This is a genomic window from Paraburkholderia kirstenboschensis (assembly GCF_904848585.1).
In the GTDB taxonomy this organism is placed as follows: Bacteria; Pseudomonadota; Gammaproteobacteria; order Burkholderiales; family Burkholderiaceae; genus Paraburkholderia; species Paraburkholderia kirstenboschensis.
Map to the genome: position 1 here is coordinate 197994 of NZ_CAJHCR010000004.1, position 20903 is coordinate 218896.

General features: G+C 61.9%; 23 protein-coding genes and 1 tRNA gene. 15 read left to right on the top strand and 9 right to left on the bottom strand.

The window, feature by feature from the left end:
• Nucleotides 1-23 precede the first annotated feature (23 nt).
• The 4 genes from JMY24_RS13670 (at nucleotide 24) to JMY24_RS13685 (ending at nucleotide 3319) form a co-directional block, all read left to right on the top strand.
• Entirely contained in the window at nucleotides 24-539 is a 516-nt protein-coding gene (locus JMY24_RS13670) for a PTS sugar transporter subunit IIA (protein ID WP_027804462.1), read from the top strand.
• A 139-nt stretch (nucleotides 540-678) separates the two neighbouring features.
• A complete protein-coding gene (gene hprK, locus JMY24_RS13675) occupies nucleotides 679-1647 on the top strand; it encodes an HPr(Ser) kinase/phosphatase (RefSeq protein ID WP_007179412.1) in 969 nt (322 codons plus the stop codon).
• A gap of 103 nt (nucleotides 1648-1750) precedes the next feature.
• Nucleotides 1751-2644 carry an RNase adapter RapZ gene (gene rapZ / locus JMY24_RS13680; RefSeq protein ID WP_128592435.1) on the top strand — a complete coding sequence of 298 codons (894 nt, stop codon included), beginning with the start codon at nucleotides 1751-1753 and terminating at the stop codon, nucleotides 2642-2644.
• Between the two features lie 39 nt (nucleotides 2645-2683).
• Nucleotides 2684-3319 (top strand): LON peptidase substrate-binding domain-containing protein, encoded by a 636-nt coding sequence (locus tag JMY24_RS13685; protein WP_128592436.1) that lies wholly within the window; start codon nucleotides 2684-2686, stop codon nucleotides 3317-3319.
• A gap of 23 nt (nucleotides 3320-3342) precedes the next feature.
• On the opposite strand, the gene mutY is transcribed toward JMY24_RS13685, so the two are convergent.
• Both mutY and mutM read right to left on the bottom strand, forming a co-directional pair.
• Complete coding sequence (gene mutY, locus JMY24_RS13690) at nucleotides 3343-4491, bottom strand: A/G-specific adenine glycosylase (RefSeq protein WP_201702241.1); 1149 nt, start codon at nucleotides 4489-4491, stop codon at nucleotides 3343-3345.
• Nucleotides 4492-4497: 6 nt separating this feature from the next.
• A complete protein-coding gene (mutM, locus tag JMY24_RS13695; protein ID WP_128592508.1) occupies nucleotides 4498-5328 on the bottom strand; it encodes a bifunctional DNA-formamidopyrimidine glycosylase/DNA-(apurinic or apyrimidinic site) lyase in 831 nt (276 codons plus the stop codon).
• An 87-nt stretch (nucleotides 5329-5415) separates the two neighbouring features.
• Here mutM and JMY24_RS13700 point away from each other — a divergent pair, with 87 nt between their 5' ends.
• The 8 genes from JMY24_RS13700 (at nucleotide 5416) to hisC (ending at nucleotide 12770) form a co-directional block, all read left to right on the top strand.
• Nucleotides 5416-7257 carry a tetratricopeptide repeat protein gene (locus tag JMY24_RS13700; RefSeq protein ID WP_201702242.1) on the top strand — a complete coding sequence of 614 codons (1842 nt, stop codon included), beginning with the start codon at nucleotides 5416-5418 and terminating at the stop codon, nucleotides 7255-7257.
• Nucleotides 7257-7889 (top strand): lipoprotein insertase outer membrane protein LolB, encoded by a 633-nt coding sequence (gene lolB / locus JMY24_RS13705; protein ID WP_201702244.1) that lies wholly within the window; start codon nucleotides 7257-7259, stop codon nucleotides 7887-7889. The genes JMY24_RS13700 and lolB overlap by 1 nt, the downstream gene beginning before the upstream one ends.
• A 60-nt stretch (nucleotides 7890-7949) precedes the next feature.
• Nucleotides 7950-8831 (top strand): 4-(cytidine 5'-diphospho)-2-C-methyl-D-erythritol kinase, encoded by an 882-nt coding sequence (gene ispE / locus JMY24_RS13710; RefSeq protein ID WP_128587854.1) that lies wholly within the window; start codon nucleotides 7950-7952, stop codon nucleotides 8829-8831.
• Between the two features lie 52 nt (nucleotides 8832-8883).
• Nucleotides 8884-8960: transfer RNA gene (locus JMY24_RS13715), tRNA-Gln, on the top strand.
• Between the two features lie 46 nt (nucleotides 8961-9006).
• Nucleotides 9007-9963 carry a ribose-phosphate pyrophosphokinase gene (locus tag JMY24_RS13720; protein ID WP_006048037.1) on the top strand — a complete coding sequence of 319 codons (957 nt, stop codon included), beginning with the start codon at nucleotides 9007-9009 and terminating at the stop codon, nucleotides 9961-9963.
• A gap of 163 nt (nucleotides 9964-10126) precedes the next feature.
• Nucleotides 10127-10744, top strand: coding sequence for a 50S ribosomal protein L25/general stress protein Ctc (locus tag JMY24_RS13725; RefSeq protein WP_128587852.1), 618 nt, complete (start codon nucleotides 10127-10129; stop codon nucleotides 10742-10744).
• A gap of 149 nt (nucleotides 10745-10893) precedes the next feature.
• Nucleotides 10894-11496 (top strand): aminoacyl-tRNA hydrolase, encoded by a 603-nt coding sequence (gene pth, locus JMY24_RS13730; protein ID WP_128594213.1) that lies wholly within the window; start codon nucleotides 10894-10896, stop codon nucleotides 11494-11496.
• A gap of 194 nt (nucleotides 11497-11690) precedes the next feature.
• Nucleotides 11691-12770, top strand: coding sequence for a histidinol-phosphate transaminase (hisC, locus tag JMY24_RS13735; protein ID WP_128587848.1), 1080 nt, complete (start codon nucleotides 11691-11693; stop codon nucleotides 12768-12770).
• A gap of 73 nt (nucleotides 12771-12843) precedes the next feature.
• Here the strand turns inward: hisC and JMY24_RS13740 are convergent, their stop codons facing one another.
• The 3 genes from JMY24_RS13740 to rsmD form a co-directional block, all read right to left on the bottom strand.
• On the bottom strand, nucleotides 12844-13101 hold the full coding sequence (locus JMY24_RS13740) for a YfhL family 4Fe-4S dicluster ferredoxin (protein ID WP_128587846.1): 258 nt from the start codon (nucleotides 13099-13101) through the stop codon (nucleotides 12844-12846).
• Nucleotides 13102-13164: 63 nt separating this feature from the next.
• Nucleotides 13165-13680: a pantetheine-phosphate adenylyltransferase gene (gene coaD / locus JMY24_RS13745; protein WP_128594212.1), complete on the bottom strand. Its 516-nt coding sequence runs from the start codon at nucleotides 13678-13680 to the stop codon at nucleotides 13165-13167.
• Between the two features lie 112 nt (nucleotides 13681-13792).
• Nucleotides 13793-14407: a 16S rRNA (guanine(966)-N(2))-methyltransferase RsmD gene (gene rsmD, locus JMY24_RS13750; RefSeq protein ID WP_128594211.1), complete on the bottom strand. Its 615-nt coding sequence runs from the start codon at nucleotides 14405-14407 to the stop codon at nucleotides 13793-13795.
• 242 nt (nucleotides 14408-14649) lie between these two features.
• Between rsmD and ftsY the strand changes: the two genes are divergently transcribed.
• Nucleotides 14650-15831, top strand: coding sequence for a signal recognition particle-docking protein FtsY (gene ftsY, locus JMY24_RS13755; RefSeq protein ID WP_201702246.1), 1182 nt, complete (start codon nucleotides 14650-14652; stop codon nucleotides 15829-15831).
• A gap of 92 nt (nucleotides 15832-15923) precedes the next feature.
• Here the strand turns inward: ftsY and maiA are convergent, their stop codons facing one another.
• Both maiA and JMY24_RS13765 read right to left on the bottom strand, forming a co-directional pair.
• Entirely contained in the window at nucleotides 15924-16568 is a 645-nt protein-coding gene (gene maiA / locus JMY24_RS13760) for a maleylacetoacetate isomerase (RefSeq protein WP_128587840.1), read from the bottom strand.
• 25 nt (nucleotides 16569-16593) lie between these two features.
• Nucleotides 16594-17292: a fumarylacetoacetate hydrolase family protein gene (locus JMY24_RS13765; RefSeq protein ID WP_201702248.1), complete on the bottom strand. Its 699-nt coding sequence runs from the start codon at nucleotides 17290-17292 to the stop codon at nucleotides 16594-16596.
• Between the two features lie 225 nt (nucleotides 17293-17517).
• Here JMY24_RS13765 and ybiB point away from each other — a divergent pair, with 225 nt between their 5' ends.
• Nucleotides 17518-18492: a DNA-binding protein YbiB gene (ybiB, locus tag JMY24_RS13770; RefSeq protein WP_201702250.1), complete on the top strand. Its 975-nt coding sequence runs from the start codon at nucleotides 17518-17520 to the stop codon at nucleotides 18490-18492.
• A 15-nt stretch (nucleotides 18493-18507) separates the two neighbouring features.
• Here the strand turns inward: ybiB and JMY24_RS13775 are convergent, their stop codons facing one another.
• Together JMY24_RS13775 and JMY24_RS13780 are read right to left on the bottom strand one after the other, a co-directional pair.
• Entirely contained in the window at nucleotides 18508-18891 is a 384-nt protein-coding gene (locus tag JMY24_RS13775; RefSeq protein WP_128589090.1) for a nuclear transport factor 2 family protein, read from the bottom strand.
• Between the two features lie 43 nt (nucleotides 18892-18934).
• Nucleotides 18935-19498 (bottom strand): acyloxyacyl hydrolase, encoded by a 564-nt coding sequence (locus JMY24_RS13780; protein ID WP_128589092.1) that lies wholly within the window; start codon nucleotides 19496-19498, stop codon nucleotides 18935-18937.
• Nucleotides 19499-19857: 359 nt separating this feature from the next.
• On the opposite strand from JMY24_RS13780, the gene rpoH reads away from it, so the two are divergent.
• A complete protein-coding gene (rpoH, locus tag JMY24_RS13785) occupies nucleotides 19858-20793 on the top strand; it encodes an RNA polymerase sigma factor RpoH (protein ID WP_020067013.1) in 936 nt (311 codons plus the stop codon).
• Nucleotides 20794-20903: the final 110 nt, after the last annotated feature.

Below are 20903 nucleotides of genomic sequence, written 5' to 3' on the forward strand. Positions count from 1 at the left end.
ACGCTGCGGTGAGCATCAAACGAATGGAACGCCAATCAATCGCCCCAGCGAGGAGAACCCAGGCCACGTTTTCGCCTGTCAACATGAATCGTTTAGCCAAATTTCTTCCCCTCGAGAACGTCGTCGTCGGACTATCGGTCACCAGCAAAAAGCGCGTGTTCGAGCAAGCGGGCCTCATCTTCGAGAACCAGAACGGCATCGCCCGTAGCACGGTCACAGACAATCTGTTTGCGCGAGAGCGCCTCGGATCGACGGGGCTTGGCGAAGGCGTCGCGATTCCGCACGGCCGCATCAAAGGACTCAAGCAGCCGCTCGCCGCGTTTGTCCGCCTGGCCGAACCTATTCCCTTCGAATCGCCAGACGGTCAGCCGGTCTCGCTGCTGATCTTCCTGCTCGTGCCTGAACAGGCCACGCAGCAGCACCTCGAAATCCTTTCGGAAATCGCGCAACTTTTGTCCGATCGCGAGGCACGCGAGCGCCTGCATACGGAAGAAGACCGCGAATCATTGCATCGCCTGCTCACTCAGTGGCAACCTTGATGCAGCGGCGGTCATCCGCACGCCGCCTATCCGCACGTCCCACCGCCCGCGTGCGGATACAGTCAGGCTCGGCGCACGGCCCGCGTTAGCGCGGCCAGCGGTTTGCCCGGCAAGCGGCCAACACTGGAGTCACTGACTCATGGATACGTCCAGCATCAACGCCCAGAGCATTTTCGACGATAACGCCGCCACGCTGAAGCTAAGCTGGCTGACAGGGCATGAAGGCTGGGAACGCGGCTTTTCTTCGGAATCGGTCGCCAATGCCACGTCGAGCGCCGACCTCGTCGGCCACTTGAACCTGATCCACCCGAACCGGATCCAGGTGCTCGGCGACGCCGAAATCGACTACTACAAACGCCAGACCGACGAAGACCGCTCGCGCCACATGGCCGAGCTGATCGCGCTGGAACCGCCGTTCCTCGTGGTGGCGGGCGGCGTCGCCGCGCCGCCGGAACTGGTGCTTCGCTGCACGCGCTCGTCCACACCGCTTTTTACGACGCCGATGTCGGCGGCTGCGGTGATCGACAGCCTGCGCCTCTATATGTCGCGCATTCTCGCGCCGCGCGCCACGTTGCATGGCGTGTTTCTCGACATTCTCGGCATGGGCGTCCTGCTCACCGGCGACTCGGGTCTCGGCAAAAGCGAACTCGGTCTCGAACTCATTAGCCGCGGCCACGGCCTCGTCGCTGACGACGCCGTCGACTTCGTGCGACTAGGCCCGGACTTCGTCGAAGGACGGTGCCCGCCGCTGCTGCAAAATCTGCTGGAAGTGCGTGGCCTGGGCCTGCTCGACATCAAGACGATTTTCGGTGAAACCGCAGTGCGCCGGAAAATGAAGCTCAAGCTGATCGTGCAACTGGTACGCCGTCCTGACGGTGAATTCCAGCGGCTGCCGCTGGAGAGCCAAACCGTCGACGTGCTCGGCCTGCCCATCAGCAAGGTCACGATTCAGGTGGCCGCAGGCCGCAACCTCGCGGTGCTGGTCGAGGCTGCGGTGCGCAATACCATCCTGCAATTGCGCGGCATCGATACACTGCGTGACTTCATGGACCGGCAGCGCCTCGCCATGCAGGACCCCGATAGTCAGTTTCCCGGCAAACTGATCTGAGCGGGTCGTACATCGAGCACTCGCAGCCCCCGCCAGTGGCCGGCTGCGAGTACGCGCGAGAGCACTCAGATGCTATGATGAAACGGATCGATTTCACGACTCCATGCGCATAATCCTCATCACCGGCATATCCGGCTCCGGCAAATCCGTCGCGCTCAACGCGCTTGAGGACGCGGGCTATTACTGCGTCGACAATTTGCCGCCGCGCTTTTTGCCCGAACTCGCCTCCTATCTCGCCGAAGACGGAAATGAACGCCTCGCAGTCGCGATCGACGCCCGCTCGAGTGCGTCACTCGACGACATGCCTGCGATGATCCGTGACCTGTCGCGCGCTCACGACGTGCGGGTGCTGTTCCTCAACGCGAGCACGCAGTCGCTGATTCAGCGCTTCTCGGAGACGCGTCGCCGCCATCCGTTGTCGGGCTCTACCGCGCATGACGCCGACGTCGGCTTGCTCACGTCGCTTGCGGAAGCAATCGAACGCGAGCGTGAGCTCGTCGCGGGACTTGCCGAATTCGGCCATCAGATCGACACGAGCAATCTGCGCGCGAACGTGCTGCGCCAGTGGGTGAAGCGCTTTATTGAGCAGGAGCATGCAGGGCTCGTGCTGATGTTCGAGTCGTTCGGCTTCAAACGCGGCGTGCCGCTCGACGCCGATTTCGTGTTCGATGTACGCACGCTGCCCAACCCGTACTACGATCATGAATTGCGCCCGCTCACGGGGCTCGACAAACCGGTGATCGATTTTCTGGACGCGCTGCCAGTCGTCCATGAAATGATCGACGATATAGAGAAGTTTCTCGCCAAATGGCTGCCGCATTTCCGCGACGACAATCGTAGTTATCTGACAGTCGCGATTGGTTGTACGGGTGGCCAGCATCGCTCTGTGTTTATTGCGGAGACGCTCGCCGCGCGTCTCGCCAATGCAGCGAATGTAATCGTGCGGCACCGCGACGCACCGGTCGACGCCGGCGCGTCATCGAAGTTAGTGGCTTAACCGGCCGCATCGCGCGGCCTTAACTCGAAGCGTTGCGCCATGTCCTCTACTTCTACTGTGCTCGCCGATGTGCCGCTGTTCCCGCTGCATACCGTTCTGTTTCCTGACGGAATTCTGCCGCTGAAAATCTTTGAAGCGCGCTACCTCGATATGGCGCGCGACTGCCTGCGCGAAAAGACGCCGTTCGGCGTGTGTCTGTTGAAAAGCGGCGCCGAGGTCGCGCGGGAACACGAGCCTTCGGTGCCCGAATCAATCGGCTGCCTCGCCGAAATCGATGAATGCGACGTTGAGACCTTCGGCATGCTGCTGATTCGCGCGCGCGGCACGCGACGCTTTCGGCTGCTGTCGCATCGCGTGGAAAGCAGTGGCTTGCTGGTTGGTATGGCCGAGCCGCTCGGCGAAGACCGGCCGCTGGAAGGCAACCAGCAACTCGCCAAGTTCGGCGCGTGTGCAGAGGTGTTGGAGCGCATCATCGCGACGATCCGCGAGCGCGATCCGGAAAGCTTGCCGTTCGCAGAACCGTTCAGACTCGAAGACCCGTCGTGGGTGTCGAACCGTCTCGCCGAAGTGCTGCCGATCGCGCTAAAAGCGCGCCAGAAACTCATGGAAATGCTGGACGCCGGCGCGCGCATCGACGTGGTTCATCACTATATGCAGCAGCATCAACTGCTGTAAGCAGCGACTCCGCGCGTGATCGCTCAGATCAGCGAACCCTGCAGACTCTCCAGAAGTTTTCGTACGGGCGCGGGCACGCCGAAAGAGTCGAGGTCGCTCAGCGACACCCAGGCGGTGTCCGCATCGCCTAGCGCCGCGAGCGCGCCGACACCGCGATCGAACTCTGCAAGCCGCGGCTCGATGTCCAGCTTAAAATGCGTGAACACATGCGTGAGCGGCGCGAGCGGCGACACCGCGCCGTCGCCGCCGAACTCGCGCGCACGCGTGGCGAGCGCGGCCTCGTCGGCGGCTTCGGGCAAGCTCCATAAACCGCCCCAGATACCGGACGGCGGGCGCTTTTCAAGCATCACCGCATTGCCGTCGCGCAGCACGAGCATCCACGTGCGACGCGTCGGCACGGCTTTCTTCGGACGCGCGGCCGGCAGTTCGCGCTGACGTCCCGTCACGTTAGCGACGCAGTCGGCCGCGAACGGACAACGCAAACAGTCGGGCTTGCCGCGCACGCACAACGTGGCGCCGAAGTCCATCAAACCTTGTGTGTATGCGCTGACTTCGTCGTCCGATGCATTCGACGGCAAGAGCGATTCAGCCAGCGTCCACATTGCATTCTCGACCTTCTTCTCGCCGGGGAAGCCTTCGACCCCGAACACGCGCGCGAGCACACGCTTTACGTTGCCGTCGAGAATCGTCGCGCGGGCGCCGAACGCAAACGACGCGATCGCCGCCGCCGTCGAGCGGCCGATGCCGGGCAATTCCGCGAGTTCCTCTACCGAAGCCGGGAACGCGCCGCCGTGCTGCTCGACGACCGCCTGCGCGCAGCGATGCAGATTTCGGGCGCGCGTGTAATAGCCGAGGCCGGCCCACAGCGCCATTACGTCATCGACGGGAGCCGCGGCAAGCGCGGCAACATCCGGAAAGCGCGCCAGAAACTTCGCATAGTACGGAATCACCGTCGACACTTGCGTCTGCTGCAGCATGATTTCCGACAGCCAGATGCGATACGCATCGCGCGTGTTCTGCCATGGCAGATCATGGCGCCCATGCTTGCGCTGCCACGCGATCAGCCGGGTGGAAAACCCGGACGCCAGCGCAGACGCGGACACAGTGGATACAGCGGGCGCGGCGGACGGTGTGGAACGCTGGCCGGAGCTCGGAGTTAAGCGGGAGGGCATTGAAAATTAGCGCTGGCAGGTGGGACAAAAGTAAGTGGAGCGTTGACCTTGCACGATCTGTCTGATCGGCGTGCCGCACACGCGGCAGGGCTGGCCCGCGCGGTCATAGACGAAATAATCGAGCTGGAAGTATCCGCTTTCGCCATCGCTGCCAACGAAATCACGCAGCGTGCTGCCGCCTTTCTCGATCGCCGCTGCAAGCGTCACGCGTACAGCGTCGGCCAGCAAGCCGTAGCGTACTAGCGAGACACGGCCTGCCGCAGTGGTGGGCCGGATACCTGCGCGAAAGAGACTCTCGGACGCATAGATATTTCCCACGCCGACCACGATTTCGCCGGCCAGCAGAGCTTGCTTCACCGACACCTTGCGCCCGCGCGTGAGCCGGTGCATGAGCGCGCCTGAGAATGCGGGCGAGAACGGTTCGACGCCAAGACTCGCAAGCAACGGATGCTCTAGCACGTCACCAGCCTCACGCGGATGCCACAGTATGGCGCCGAAGCGTCGCGGATCACGGAAGCGCAAAATGAAGTCGTCGAAAATCCAGTCGACGTGGTCGTGCTTCGCCGCGGCCGGAGGATGCGGCACATGGCGCAATACACGCAGTGTGCCCGTCATGCCAAGATGCACGATGAACCAGCCCGCGTCGATTTCGAAAAGCAGATACTTGCCGCGCCGCTCGACGTTGCGCACGATGTGCCCGCGCAAGGTCTTAGCAAGGTCCGCGGGAATCGGCCATCGCAGCGCGGGCGTACGGACCTCGACGCGCTCCACCTTGCGGCCGGACACATACGGCTCGATCCCTCGTCGGGTAACCTCAACTTCTGGCAGCTCTGGCATGTCTAACTGGTCTGCAACTTGCGTTAGTGGTTGTGCGCGTATTGTAGCGAGCGCGTTACAATCGTCCGAAACATTGAACGGATTTCCATGAACTTGTCCTTCGTGAAGCTGTTTTCGAAGCGCCCGGCTAGCGCGTCCCGCGTGCCGCACGCAGTGTCCGCCCGGCGCTCGCTGGGTGTGGCCGCGCTCGCGCTCTGGGCGTTCGCCGCGATGCCCGCGCACGCGCAGGACCCATCGCCGGACGCGGACGACACCTCGGTCACGCTGTCCGATCCGCTCGGCCCGCCGTCGGCGGAAGAACAGAAAGCGCTGCCGAGCGTGCAGCTGACGAGCCAGATCGTATTCCAGGTGCTCGCGGCGGAAGTCGCGCTGCAGCGCAATCAGCCGGCGCCCGCCTATCAGACCTACCTCGCGCTCGCGCGCGACACGCATGATCCGCGCATGGCGCAGCGCGCCACTGAAATCGCGTTGGCCGCGCAGAGTCCGTCGGACGCGTTGGCCGCCGCGCAATTGTGGCAGCAGTATGCGCCGGACTCCGAGCGCGCGGCGCAGCTCGACGCGTCGCTGCTCGTGCTGTCGGGCAAGCCGGATGACGCAGCGCCGCTGCTCGCGCGTGAGCTCGAGAAGGTGCCCGCGCAGAATCGCGGCAGCGCCATTCTGGCGCTTCAGTTGCTGCTTTCCCGCGGACCGAATCGCATCGGCGGCCTGCATGTGTTGCAGGACATGCTGAAGAACGATATGAACAGGCCGGAAGCGCAATTGGCCATCGCACGTCAGCAACTGGTTTCCAATGACGCGCCGGGTGCTCGCAAGTCGCTGGAACAGGCACTTGCCCTTAAGCCTGACTATTTGCCGGCCGCGCTCATGCTGTCGCAAATGGGCCCGGAGGAGCGCAAGGAAGGAATCGCGTCGCTCGAAAAATACGTGCAGCAAAACCCGAAATCGCATGACGCGCGTCTCGCGCTCGCGCAAATGTATCTGGCGAGCGACCGTCTGGACGACGCGCAAAAGCAGTTCGAGATCATGCACAAGGCGAATGCGAACGACCTCACGCCGCTCATGGCGCTCGCACTCATCAAGATCCAGCAAAAGAATTTCAACGAAGCGCAGAGCTATCTCACGCAGTACGCGCAGCAAGCCGAGAAGACACCTGGCGCGGACGCGGGGCAAGCGTATATCTATCTTGCGCAGCTGTCGCTCGAGCAGAAGAACGAAGCGGCCGCCGCCGACTGGCTCGACAAGATTTCGCCGTCCAGCCAGCAGTACATGCCCGCGCAGATCACGCGCGCGCAACTGCTCGCCAAGCAAGGCAAGCCCGACGACGCGCGCCGCCAGTTGGCCAATCTGCGGCCGGCCGATCCGCGTGACCAGGCGTTGGTCGCACGCACCGACGCAGCAATCCTGTTCGACGCGAAGCGCTACCCGGAAGCTGAAACACGCCTGCAACAAGCCACGGCGGCATTCCCGGACGACCCCGATCTGACCTACGACTACGCAATGGCCGCCGAAAAGAACGGCCACTTCGACGTCATGGAAGCGCAATTGCGCAAGCTTATCCAGACGCAGCCGGACAATCCCCAGGCGTACAACGCGCTCGGCTATTCGCTTGCCGATCGCAATCAGCGTCTCGCAGAAGCGGACAAGCTGGTCGAGAAGGCGTCGTCGCTTGCGCCGAACGACGCGTTCATCATGGACAGCGTCGGCTGGGTCAAGTACCGCATGGGCAATACGTCGGACGCGATCAAAGTGCTGCGCAAGGCCTACGACATTCAGCCGAACGCTGAAATCGGCGCGCACCTCGGCGAGGTGCTGTGGAAAGCCGGCGATCAGGACCAGGCCCGCGCCGCTTTTCGCGAAGCGCGCAAGCTCGAACCAAACAACGAAACGCTCGTCAAAACGCTGCAACGTCTTCAGGTGAACGATCTTTGATGCGCATTTCCCGTTTCAATTCTTTTTCGTGGGCGCCGCGTCGCGCGGCGCTCGGGCTTGCTGCGGCGGCCGTCGTCACATTGGCCGGCTGCGCTTCGGTGAAACCGCAGGGGCCGTCCACGTCGAATGCGGCGACCGCGGTGACCGCGCAAACGAGCCGTGCTTACCATGGCCGTTTCGCGATCCAGTACAACGATCAGAACGGCCAGCAGCGCAATGCCTACGGCAATTTCTCGTGGCAGGAAACGGGCGACACGGTCACCTTGCAATTGCGCAATCCGCTTGGTCAGACGCTCGCGATCGTCACATCGTCGCCCGCTTCGGCCACGCTTGAATTGCCGAACCGCCAACCGCTCACCGCCGACAACGTCTCGACGCTGATGCAGAACGCGCTCGGCTTCGCACTTCCCGTCGAAGGATTGCGTTACTGGCTGCAGCCTTCGCCCGCGCCTACCTCGCGCGCCAAAACGGAAAAGGACCCGGAGCAGCCGTCACGCTTCAAGGAAATCACCCAAGACGGCTGGACGATCGACTATCTTGCCTACGCCGAAGCGCCGGCCACTGGCGTAAAACGCGTGAATCTGACGCGCTCGGAGCCGCCGCTCGACATCAAGCTTGTACTCGACCAGTAAAACGCGCGCCTCGCGCTCTTGCCGCTTATTCGGCGCCACCTCGGCGCATGCAGCCTCGATATGATCGAAACAACCGACTCGCTGCGCGATTGCCTCGCGCCAGCGAAACTCAACCTCTTTCTGCACATCACCGGACGCCGGCCGGACGGCTATCACACGCTGCAAACGGTCTTCCAGCTACTCGACTGGGGCGACACGCTGCACTTCAAGCGTCGCGCCGACGGACTCATCACGCGTAGCACCGAAATCGCCGACGTGCCCCCCGAACACGACCTCACCGTGCGCGCCGCCACGCTTCTGAAAGCGCATACAGGCTCGCCGGAAGGCGTCGATATAGAAATCGAAAAGCGCCTGCCCATGGGCGCGGGTCTCGGCGGCGGCAGTTCCGACGCAGCGACCACGCTGCTCGCGCTTAACCGGCTTTGGAACTTGAACGTGCCGCGGCTGGAATTGCAGGCGCTGGCGTTGAAGCTCGGTGCCGACGTGCCATTTTTCGTTTTCGGAAAAAATGCGTTCGCCCAGGGTGTCGGTGAAGCTTTAGACGTTGTACAATTGCCGCCGCGTCATTTCCTGGTAGTGACGCCGAGGGTTCATGTTCCGACTGCAGCGATTTTTTCCGAAAAAGCGTTGACAAGAGATTCAAAAGCCCTCACAATTACGGACTTTCCTGCAGAACTTAGCTGCAACACTGAGTGGCCAGAAAGCTTTGGCCGCAATGACATGCAGCAGGTTGTCGTCGGAAAGTACGCGGAAGTAGCGCAAGTGCTGCGATGGTTTGAAAACGTCGCGCCGGCGCGGATGTCTGGATCTGGTGCAAGTGTCTTTGCAGCGTTCCGTAGCAAAGCTGAAGCAGAAGCGGTGCAAGCCAAACTGCCAGGCGAATGGAACAGCGCAGTGGCCGCCAGTCTAGAGCAACATCCACTCTTTGCTTTCGCGTCATAGGTTTTGCATCGTCGAACGAAACTCCATGTTCGGCGGGGCTCAAAGTTAGTGTAGGGGAGTCGCCAAGCTGGTTAAGGCACCGGATTTTGATTCCGGCATGCAAAGGTTCGAATCCTTTCTCCCCTGCCAATAGTTCTCGCATTTCCCCTCGCCCCCAGCCTGAAGCAGGTGCACGATGAGCAGCCATGACGGCCTGATGGTTTTTACTGGCAACGCGAATCCCGCGCTTGCACAGGAAGTCGTCAAAATCCTCGGTATTCCCCTCGGCAAAGCAATGGTTAGCCGTTTCTCAGACGGCGAAATCCAGGTCGAGATTCAGGAAAACGTGCGTGGCAAAGACGTCTTTGTTCTGCAGTCCACGTGCGCACCGGCGAATGACAACCTGATGGAACTGATGATCATGGTCGACGCGCTCAAGCGTGCATCGGCTGGTCGGATCACTGCAGCCATCCCCTACTTCGGTTATGCACGTCAAGATCGCCGCCCTCGTTCGGCGCGCGTCGCCATCTCGGCGAAAATCGTGGCGAACATGCTGGAAATCGCAGGCGTCGAGCGGATCATCACGATGGATCTGCACGCCGACCAGATTCAAGGCTTCTTCGACATCCCCGTCGACAACATCTACGCTACGCCCGTGCTGCTCGGCGATCTGCGCAAGCAGAACTACGAGAACCTGTTGGTCGTTTCGCCGGACGTCGGCGGCGTGGTGCGAGCCCGGGCATTGGCGAAGCAGTTAAATTGCGACCTCGCGATCATCGACAAACGCCGCCCGAAGGCGAACGTTGCCGAAGTGATGAACATCATCGGTGAAGTGGAAGGCCGGACCTGCGTGATCATGGACGACATGGTCGACACCGCCGGCACGCTTTGCAAGGCAGCTCAGGTTTTGAAGGAACGTGGCGCGAAACAGGTTTTCGCTTATGCCACCCACCCGGTTCTGTCGGGCGGCGCCGGCGAGCGTATCGCCGCATCCGCACTCGACGAACTCGTTGTCACGGACACGATCCCGCTCGGTGAAGAAGCCCGCTCGTGCGCGAAGATCCGTTCGTTGACCAGCGCCGGTCTGCTTGCCGAAACGTTCTCGCGGATCCGCCGCGGCGATTCGGTCATGTCGCTGTTCGCTGAAAGTTAAGTATTTGCGAAGGCGCGGTGTATCGCTTCATGCGACACGCGCGCTTTTGCACAATCGGCGTGAACGAACGAAGGTTCATGCCGCAGCTCTGGGGCCTCAGCCATAACGGCTTGCGGGCCCCGTTTTTACTGCCTGGTCGCGGGCAGTGCATTGGAGATTCAAAATGAAAGTTGTCGCTTTCGAGCGTTCTTTGCAAGGTACGGGTGCGAGCCGCCGCCTGCGTAACTCGGGCAAGACCCCGGGCATCGTATATGGCGCTGGTGCTGAAACGCAATTGGTCGAACTGGACCACAACGCGCTGTGGCACGCGCTGAAGAAAGAAGTTTTCCACTCGTCGATCCTCGATCTGGAAGTCGGTGGCAAGTCGCAACAGGTTCTGCTGCGCGACGTGCAATACCACCCGTTCCGTCAGCTCGTGCTGCACGTGGACTTCCAGCGTGTCGACGCATCGAAGAAGCTGCACACCAAGGTGCCGCTGCACTTCCTGAACCAGGAAAGCAACCCGGCAGTGAAGCTGGCGAGCGCGGTGATCTCGCACGTCGTCAATGAACTGGAAATCGAGTGCCTGCCGTCGGCACTGCCTGAATTCATCGAAGTCGACCTGGCCAAGATCGAAGCCGGTCAATCGGTTCACGCTAAGGACATCCCGCTGCCGGCAGGCGTATCGCTGGTTGCTCACCTCGAAGCAGAAAACCCGGTGGTCGCTGCTGCAACGATCCCGGCTGGCGCAGTGTCCGAAAGCGACGCCGCTGCTGGTGAAGGCGAAACGCCGGCTGCTTAAGCGCGCTTCGCGCAGCGAGCAAGTAATCCTCTCGATTCGTTTCGATGAGACGATCGATGTGACCCGCCGAGGTTCGCCCCGGCGGGTTTTTTTTCGGTTATTTCGGCCCGGCCGCGTTTCGCTTGCGGGCCAGATGGACCCACGCAATCATGATCAAGCTGATCGTCGGCCTCGGCAATCCGGGCGCCGAATACACTGCGACGCGCCATAACGCCGGCTTCTGGCTGGTGGATCAACTGGCGCGCGAAGCGGGCACGACGCTGCGCGACGAGCGGCGCTTCCATGGCTTTTACGCGAAGGCGCGACTCCACGGCGAGGAAGTGCACCTGCTGGAGCCGCAGACTTATATGAACCGCTCGGGTCAGTCTGTCGTCGCAGTCGCGCAATTCTTCAAGATTCTTCCCGACGAAATCCTGGTCGCGCATGACGAACTCGACATGCCGCCCGGCAGCGTGAAGCTGAAGCTCGGCGGCGGCAGCGGCGGACATAACGGCTTGAAGGACATCACGGCGCACCTGTCGTCGCAGCAATATTGGCGACTGCGCATCGGCATCGGGCATCCACGCGACCTGATTCCTGAAAGCGCGCGTGCGGGCGCCAAGCCCGACGTCGCGAACTACGTCCTGAAACCACCGCGGCGTGAAGAGCAGGATGCGATCGACGCGTCCATCGAGCGCGCGTTGGCGGTCATGCCGCAGATCATCAAAGGCGAGCTTGAACGAGCGATGATGCAACTGCATCGCAATTCGTGACTGGTGTTGCGCGCGGCGGCGCAGATCGAGGTGAACCAGCGCGCGGCGGCGCCCGTCATCGAGCCTTTACAACGGCCATCGGCGTGGGGAAGGAGTAAGCGCTTTGTCCGGCCAAAGCAGCTAAAAAAGCGCGCCTCCGGCGAGTAGCTAAAGCCCTAACCCGATCGACCACCTTGCAAGGATAGGAGAGTGCTTTGAGCCGATATTGGAGTGACATCGTTCACCGACTGACGCCGTATGTGCCGGGCGAGCAACCCCTGCTCGCCCATCCGGTCAAGCTGAACACCAACGAAAATCCCTATCCTCCGTCGCCCCGCGTGCTCGAGGCGATTCGCCAGGAACTGGCCGATGCAGGCGAGTCGCTGCGCCGCTACCCGGACCCCACCGCGCTCAAGTTGCGCGAAACAGTTGCCGCCTACCACGGCATCCGTGCCGATCAGGTGTTCGCGGGCAACGGCTCGGATGAAGTGCTTGCGCTCACCTTCCAGGCTTTGCTGAAGCACGACAAACCTTTGCTGTTCCCTGACATCACGTACAGCTTCTATCCCACGTACGCGAGGCTTTTCGACGTCGACTACCAGACGATTCCGCTGGACGAAAATTTCGCCATCAATGTCGACGACTACGCCGTTGCGAACGGCGGCATCCTGTTTCCGAACCCGAATGCGCCGACTGGACGTCCGTTGCCGCTCGCCGATATCGAGCGCCTGGTAGCGAAAAACGCCGACTCCGTTACGGTGATCGACGAAGCCTATGTCGACTTCGGAGCCGAGTCGGCGATTGGACTGATCGACCGCTTTCCGAATCTGCTCGTCGTGCAGACAGTGTCCAAGTCGCGCTCGCTGGCAGGCATGCGCGTCGGCTTCGCCTTTGGCAACGCGGAGCTGATCGACGCGCTCAATCGTGTGAAAGACAGCTTCAACTCCTATCCGCTCGACCGCCTCGCGCAAGTCGCCGCCCGCGCGGCTTACGAAGACGACGCGTGGTTTCGCGACACGTGCGCAAAAGTGATTGCAAGCCGCGAGCGACTGGCGGCGGGGCTAACGGCGCTAGGCTTCGACGTGGTGCCGTCCGCAGCCAATCTGCTGTTTGCGCGTCACGAGGCGTACGACGCGACAACGCTCGTGTCTCGGCTTCGTGAAAGGGAAATTTTCGTGCGCCACTTCAACGCGCCGAGAATCGACCAACACTTGCGCATCTCGGTCGGTACCGACGCGGAGTGCGGCCTTTTGCTCGACGCATTGCGCGACATATTCAGCGCCTACATCGGCTGATTCTGATTGGACGTGCGCGAAAAAAAACGGCGAGGCCCGCGCCTCGCCGTTTTACATTCCCACCGCAAGAACGTTACGCGCTCTTTGCCGCCTGCAGTGCGTGGTACTTCGCCATCAAGCCTTCCGGTGTTTCGAGATACTCGGGATCGCGCGGAATACACTCGACCGGGCACACCTGGATGCATTGCGGTTCGTCGAAATGACCGACGCACTCCGTACACTTCTTCGGGTCGATCACGTAGATTTCCGGGCCCATCGAAATCGCGTCGTTCGGGCATTCGGGCTCGCACACGTCACAATTGATGCACTCGTCGGTAATCATCAAGGCCATACTTCTCTCACTTCGCGCCGGCCGCAGCCGGCTTTGATCCGTCAATCCGACAGTTTACGCCGGTTACGGCAGCGCCGCTGGAGCGCCGTTATCCTGGTCCAACGCCGCAACCTTTTCCTTCAGCCATTTTTCGACCGACGGGAAAACGAACTTGCTCACGTCGCCGCCCAACTGCGCAATCTCGCGCACGATCGTGCCCGAGATGAACTGGTATTGATCGGACGGCGTCATGAACATGGTTTCGACGTCCGGCAACAGATAGCGGTTCATGCCCGCCATCTGAAACTCATACTCGAAGTCGGACACCGCGCGCAGTCCGCGCACGATCACTCGCGCGTTATTGCTGCGAACGAAGTCCTTCAGCAGCCCTTTGAAGCTCATGACCTGAACATTCGGGTAATGGCCCAGCACTTCGTGAGCGATATCAAGCCGCTCTTTCAGCGTGAAGAACGGCTTCTTGTTGCGGCTGTCGGCGACACCGACCACCAGCGTGTCGAAGATGCTCGACGCGCGCCGAACGAGGTCTTCGTGACCGCGCGTTAGCGGATCGAACGTGCCCGGGTACACGGCGACTACCATGAGATTTCTCCTCTCTTCAGACAGATGGGCACGTCAAAGCGTCCACGCGACGCATTTGGCACCGGCCGCGCGCGTGACGGCAAACCGTCCGGCGCTTGTTATGGAAGGCGCATTATTCCTCATTTTCGCGCTGCAGCAAATGGAAGTGGACAGCGCCCGCCTTGCCTTGCCGCACGATTTCCCACCCTGCAAGCGCTTCGTTCGCGCCGGGCTCGATCGCCACGCCAGCTTCCACATATAGGAAACCCTCGTCGCTCACGAGCGGAGCGGCCAGCGCGAGCGCTTTGTCCAGCACATCCGTGCCAAACGGCGGGTCGAGGAATACCACGTCGAACGAACCGGGAGGCAGGCTCGCCGCAAGGCGTAAACCGTCGGCCTCGGCAATTTCGATCATGCGCGCCGCGAGGCGTTCCTGGTTTGCCCGCAACTGGGTCGCCGCTCTCGCGTTACGCTCGACCATCAGCACGCGTGCGGCGCCGCGCGACGCCGCTTCGAAGCCGAGCGCGCCGCTGCCGGCAAACAGATCGAGGCAGCGCTGACCATCCAGACGTTGCCCGAGCCAGTTGAACAGCGTTTCGCGGACGCGGTCCGGCGTGGGGCGCAAGCCGTCCAGGTCGAGCACGGGCAGCGGCGTGCGTTTCCAGTCGCCGCCGATAATCCGGATGGCGTGCGGCTTGCCGCCTTTGGACGAAGCGCCATGGGCGCGGGAAGTGGCTGAACGGGGCATGCAGTTTCGATTACGTTGATAGAAGCGTCCGCTGCGTCGAAGCAAGCGGACCGGAGCGCCAACGTTACCACAGGGGCGCGGCGCGTCCAGCCTGGCCGTTCGGCCTATACGACGTGCGACGGCGCGCCTGATAAAATGTGCGGCTTCCAGCGCCTTGCATCCCGCATCGCAACGCTGCCTGCCGCTTTCGCCGGTGCTGTACCGGCTGCGCGCATCGGCGCGCGCTCTCACCATGCCAGATCATGTTCAGCTTTTTCAAACGATTCAAGGGTTCGAAAGAGTCCGAAAACGCGCCAGACGAATCGCAAATCGCGCCGGAGGGGCTGATTGACGAGCCGGCCGTAGAAGCGCCGGTCGCGCCTCCTCTCCCGGCAACCACCGGGCCGGCTTCCACTTCCAGCCCGCCGGCTAGCATTATGTCGCCGGCCGCCGCCTCGCCGGAACCGCAGCCCCAGCCGGATTTCGAGGAATCGACGCTCGAGACCGTCGAAATCGTGCCTCCGCCCTTGCAGGATGCGAGCGCGAAACGCTCGTGGCTGACTCGTCTGAAAACCGGTTTGTCGAAGACCAGTTCGAGTCTCACCGGCATTTTCGTCGGCACCAAGATCGACGAGGAGCTTTACGAAGAGCTGGAAACCGCGCTGATCATGTCCGACGCGGGCGTCGACGCAACCGAATTCCTGCTTGAAGCGCTGCGCGAGAAGGTTCGCACCGAGCGTCTTACGGAGCCGCAACAGGTCAAGACGGCGCTGCGCGCGCTACTGGTCGAGTTGCTTAAGCCGCTAGAAAGCTCGCTGATGCTCGGGCGCGCGCAGCCGCTCGTCATGATGATCGCGGGCGTCAACGGCGCGGGCAAGACGACGAGCATCGGCAAGCTCGCCAAGCATCTGCAGAGTTTTAACCAGTCGGTGTTGCTTGCCGCCGGCGACACGTTCCGCGCCGCCGCGCGCGAGCAGTTGGCGATCTGGGGACAACGCAACAACGTCACCGTGGTGTCGCAGGAAAGCGGCGATCCGGCGGCCGTCATTTTCGACGCGGTCGGTGCCGCGCGGGCGCGCAAGATCGACGTGATGATGGCGGACACGGCCGGCCGTCTGCCTACGCAGTTGCATCTGATGGAGGAATTGCGCAAGGTCAAGCGCGTGATCGGCAAGGCGCAAGACGGCGCGCCGCACGAGGTGTTGCTCGTCATCGACGCCAATACCGGGCAGAACGCGCTTGCGCAGGTCAAGGCTTTCGACGACGCGCTGGGCTTGACCGGCCTGATCGTCACCAAGCTCGACGGTACGGCCAAGGGCGGCATTCTTGCAGCCATCGCGCGGCAGCGACCAATTCCGGTGTACTTCATCGGCGTTGGCGAAAAGGTCGAGGACTTGCAGCCTTTCAGCGCTGAAGAGTTCTCAGATGCGTTGCTAGGCGGGTAAGCCGAAGCCGCGCCACCACCGGCGCCACGCCGGCAAGCCAAAAAAAGGGCACTCCTCGGAGTGCCCTTTCTGCACCGGCAACGCCGTGCGGCTCATTCGGCGTCTGGCTGCACGCCGGGCGCAGCGCGCGCAAACGCGTCGATTTGCATCGCGTGCTCATAGATGCGCTGTATGGTCGGATACCTTGCCGTATCGACATTGAAGCGCTGCGCGTTAAACACCTGCGGGATCAGGCACGCGTCGGCGAGTGTCGGCTCGTCGCCGAAACAAAGCTTGCCGGTGCGCGCGTCGCCTGCAAGGTGAGCCTCCAGCGTCGCAAAGCCGGTGTCCACCCAGTGCCGGTACCAGGCGTCTTTCGCGTCGTTCTCCACGCGCAGCGTGTGTTTCAGATACTTCAGCACCCGCAGATTGTTTAGCGGATGAATTTCGCACGCCACCTGCAACGCGACCGACCGCACATATGCACGGTCGGCGGGCGCCTTCGGCAGAAGCGGCGGCTCGGGATGCGTTTCCTCGAGATATTCGATGATGGCTAGCGACTGCGGCATCACCTCATGGCCGTCGATCAACGTGGGCACGATGCCGTCCACGTTGACCTTGCGGTATTCCGGCTTCAACTGCTCGCCACCGTCTCGCACGAGATGCACAGGCACATACTCGTACGGCAGGTTCTTCAGGTTTAGAGCAATCCGCACCCGATACGACGCCGAGCTGCGAAAATAGCTATAGAGCTTCATGTGGTTGTCTCCTCCCAGAACTACTTCAGACGACGCGCACGCTGAACTCGCCCAGCCCGTCCACGCCGCCTTTCATCAGATCGCCCTGCACCACCGCGCCGACGCCTTCCGGCGTGCCGGTGAAAATCAGATCGCCCGGCTGCAACTCGAAGAGCGTCGACAGGTAGGCAATGGTTTCGCCTACCGACCAGATGAGCTGCGACACGTCCGAGCGTTGCTTCTCTTCACCGTTCACGGACAGCCAGATCGCGCCCTTCCCGATGTGGCCCACGCTCGACACGGGATGAATCGGGCCAAGCGGCGCGGAGTGATCGAAACCCTTTGCGGTGTCCCACGGACGACCCAGCTTCTTCGCCTCGGCCTGCAGGTCCCGGCGCGTCATGTCGAGACCGAGCGCGTAGCCATAGACGTGATCCAGCGCGCTCTCCGCGGAGATATTTTTGCCGCCTTTGCCGATCGCCGCGACGAGCTCCATCTCGAAGTGGAGGTTTTTCGATAGCGTCGGAAAAGGGAATTCGCCGATCTCGCCCGGCGCGACATACAGGACGGCATCCGCCGGCTTGCCGAAGAAAAACGGCGGCTCGCGGTCGGGATCGTGCCCCATCTCGCGGGCATGCGCCTCGTAGTTGCGGCCGACGCAATAAATGCGACGCACAGGGAACTGCTCGCTGGACCCCACAACCGGCACTCCGACCACCGGTGCCGGTGCAAATACGTAACTCATCCGGTTCTCCGTTCTTCGATATGAGCCGCAGCGCGGCGATAAAACAGCGAGTGTAACGCGCGGTAGAAGGTGGCGTGCGCCAGTCCGGCACGGGTTCGCGACAGCGGCGCGCCAGTGCCCACGCCTCGCCAGACGGCTATAGATGCGATACTCACATTAGATAACGTCCCTTGAATACCGTGGCGGCCGACCCGATGGCGGCACGCCAGCACGTCAATTGCTCCCATGACCGACTCCACCGACACCGCCAACCCGTTCCCCTGCGCCCGCTTCATCAAGGAAATCGGCCGCGGGCCGAATGGAGCCCGCGCGCTCACCGCCGAAGATACCCGCGCGCTCTACACCGCCATGCTCGACGGCCGCGTCGGTGAACTCGAGCTGGGCGCGGTGCTGCTCGCTTATCGTGTGAAAGGCGAAACCGCCGACGAACTCGCGGCGATGCTGGCGGGCGCCCATGCGTCGTTCGAGCCGGTTCATCTGCGGCCCGGCGAGTTTCGGCCTGTGTCGATCCCCAGCTATAACGGCGCGCGCAAGCAGCCGAACCTCGTGCCGCTGCTTGCGCTGCTGCTCGCGCGTGAAGGGGTGCCGGTTCTCGTGCACGGCATTACCGACGATCCCGGCCGCGTGACAAGCGCTGAAATTTTCACGCACCTGCGGATACCGCACGCGAACTCGCATGACGACATTGAAGACGGCCTCGCAGAGCGCCGTCTCGCATTTGCGCCGATCGACGTGCTGGCGCCAAAGCTCGCGCGTCTGCTCGCGCTGCGCCGGCGCATGGGCGTGCGCAACTCGACGCATACGCTCGTCAAGATTCTCCAGCCGTTCGCGCCCGCCGGACTGCGTCTCGTGAACTACACGCATCCCCCGTACCGGGACAGCCTCACTCAGCTATTCAGCACCCATCCCGACGCGGCGGCCGGCGGTGCCTTGCTCGCACGGGGCACGGAGGGCGAAGCCGTGGCCGACACCCGGCGTCAGGTGCAGGTCGACTGGCTGCATGACGGGGTCTGCGAGACGCGAGTGCCGCATGAGCGCTCGTCGCCCGACGCACCCGAGGTCGAGTTGCCCGAAGCGCGCGACGCCGCGACGACAGCGGCATGGATCGGCGCCGTGCTGCGCGGCGAGGCGCCGGCGCCGAGCGCGATAGAGAGGCAAGTCGAGTTGATCGCCGACGTCGCGAGAACGCCCGCGCACTAAGGCTCACTCATTCGCTCACTCAATCGCGCAACGCGTCGCCTGCCATGCGATGAGGCGCCACTGGCCGTCTTCCTGCGTGTGGATCGCCGTGTAGGCAATGGGAAAAAGCAGTGCGCCGCTATTCGCTTCCATCTCGATCAGCGCGCGGCCGGTCACGACGCAAGTTTCGCGGCCGACCGCCAGCACATCTTGCGACTGCACTTCGATCTGCCGGTAGCGGCGGCGCCCTGCGGTAATGCCGTCGATGAACTGTCGCTTCGTCTCGCGCTTGCCGTTCGTGTGCACGTAGCTCACGTTCTCCGCGAGCAGCGCGTCGAGCGATTGACCGTCGCCGTCGACCATCGCGCGGAAGCGTTCGCGTTCCAGCCCGCGAATCGCCTCGATTGTCTTTGCCGCCATTGCTCAGCCCCTTGCACCGGTGAGCCAGACGCGGCCACGGTCGTCAGAAGTTATATTGCAGGTATAGCTGGTGGAAATTTATACCAGGATTCGGCTCTTTGATACCGCCATTCGAAACATGCTGGAAGCGGTAGCCCGCCTGATACTGCTGATGGCCGCCGAACTGCATGCCCACGCCCGCCATATCGGCGAACTGGAACGCTGTGGACAGCGTGAAGGTCGAAGAAATTCTCGGGCTCGACAGCAAGCGCACGCCCGCGCCCAGCTCGACGAAAGGCCGGATTGATCCCGATCCTTTAATGAAGCGAATGATAGGCGTCACACCGATCTCGCCGATGTTCTCATGCACATTGCCTTCGTTCGTATGCCACCAGGCCACGTGGGCCTCGCCGATCAGCGCGAAATGCCAGTCGCCGATCTGCCACCACGTGAGATTGGGGTCCCACACCAAGCCAAGGTCCAGCTTTTTGACATGGCGATCCCCGACAGCCCCGGTGACCTGGATTCCGAACTGATCGGCGGCAGCAACGCCGGAAAGGGTGAGCAGCAGAGCCGCGCATGCCGCTTTTAGAGCCAGGCCACGGAAGACGTTCTTTTTGTTGTCCATCTGATACCCGAGTTCAGCAAGTTGAACGATCTGTAACAGTCTGCGTATTCTAAAGACAATCTGAAGTCGGTGGATCCTATTAAGAAACTTAAAATTTCGCAATTACATACATCAAAAATTGAAAAAATCGGTCGAAAGTGAGAATGAATGGACTTTGTTAGGTAATTCCTACGGCACCGGCGCTGGCCTTTAAAGGCGAGTATGATGGCTATTGAAACTTGAAATTCAATAGGAAACTACGGAACTTGGATGCCCCTATGAGCTCTAAGTATTAGCACTCGGAAAACGAGAGTGCTAACATCCAACGCTGGAGTCCTTACCTGAACAAGCTTTTGCCTGATTCCAAAGGAGTTTTAAACGTGAGCCATGCATTGACCCTTCCGAGTACTCTGAGCCCGTCGTCGGCTAAGGCCGCTCCGGCAGGTGCGCTGGCGCTCTCGCATTCCTCCCTGCTGCCCGGTCAACTGGGCAATATCGACGCCTACATCCAGGCCGTAAATCGGATTCCGATGCTGACGCCGGCAGAAGAACGCCAGTTCGCCACAGAATTCCGCGAGCACGACAACCTCGAGGCTGCACGCCGCCTCGTGCTGTCGCACCTGCGGCTGGTCGTCTCGATCGCGCGCAACTATCTGGGCTATGGGCTGCCGCACGCCGACCTGATCCAGGAAGGCAATATCGGCCTGATGAAGGCCGTGAAGCGCTTCGATCCCGAGCAGAACGTACGTCTCGTGTCGTATGCCATGCACTGGATCAAGGCCGAGATCCACGAATACATCCTGCGCAACTGGCGCATGGTGAAGGTCGCCACAACCAAGGCGCAGCGCAAGCTGTTCTTCAATCTGCGCAGCCATAAGCAAGGCTTGGGCGCTTTCACGCCGGACGAGATCGAAGGTCTCGCCAAGGAGCTGAACGTCAAGCGCGAAGAAGTGGCCGAGATGGAAACGCGCCTCTCCGGCGGCGACATCGCGCTGGAAGGCCAGGTTGAAGACGGCGAAGAGTCGTATGCGCCGATCGCGTATCTCGCCGACTCGCACAGCGAGCCGACCGCGGTACTGGCCTCGCGTCAACGCGACAAGCTTCAAAGCGACGGTATCGCGACGGCACTGGAGGCGCTCGACGCCCGCAGCCGCCGCATCATCGAAGCTCGCTGGCTGAAGGTGGAAGACGACGGTTCGGGCGGCTCGACGCTGCACGAGCTGGCCGATGAGTTCGGCGTATCGGCTGAGCGTATTCGTCAGATCGAAGCTAGCGCAATGAAGAAGATGCGCGGTGCGCTGACCGAATACGCGTAACGCTCGCCAACGGACACATCGCTTGGTGCAAGCCGGTTAGCCCAAAGAAGCGCTGAAGTCGCAAGCCCTGCCTCGCAAGACGGCGGGGCTTTTTTTATGCGATGTTCCCG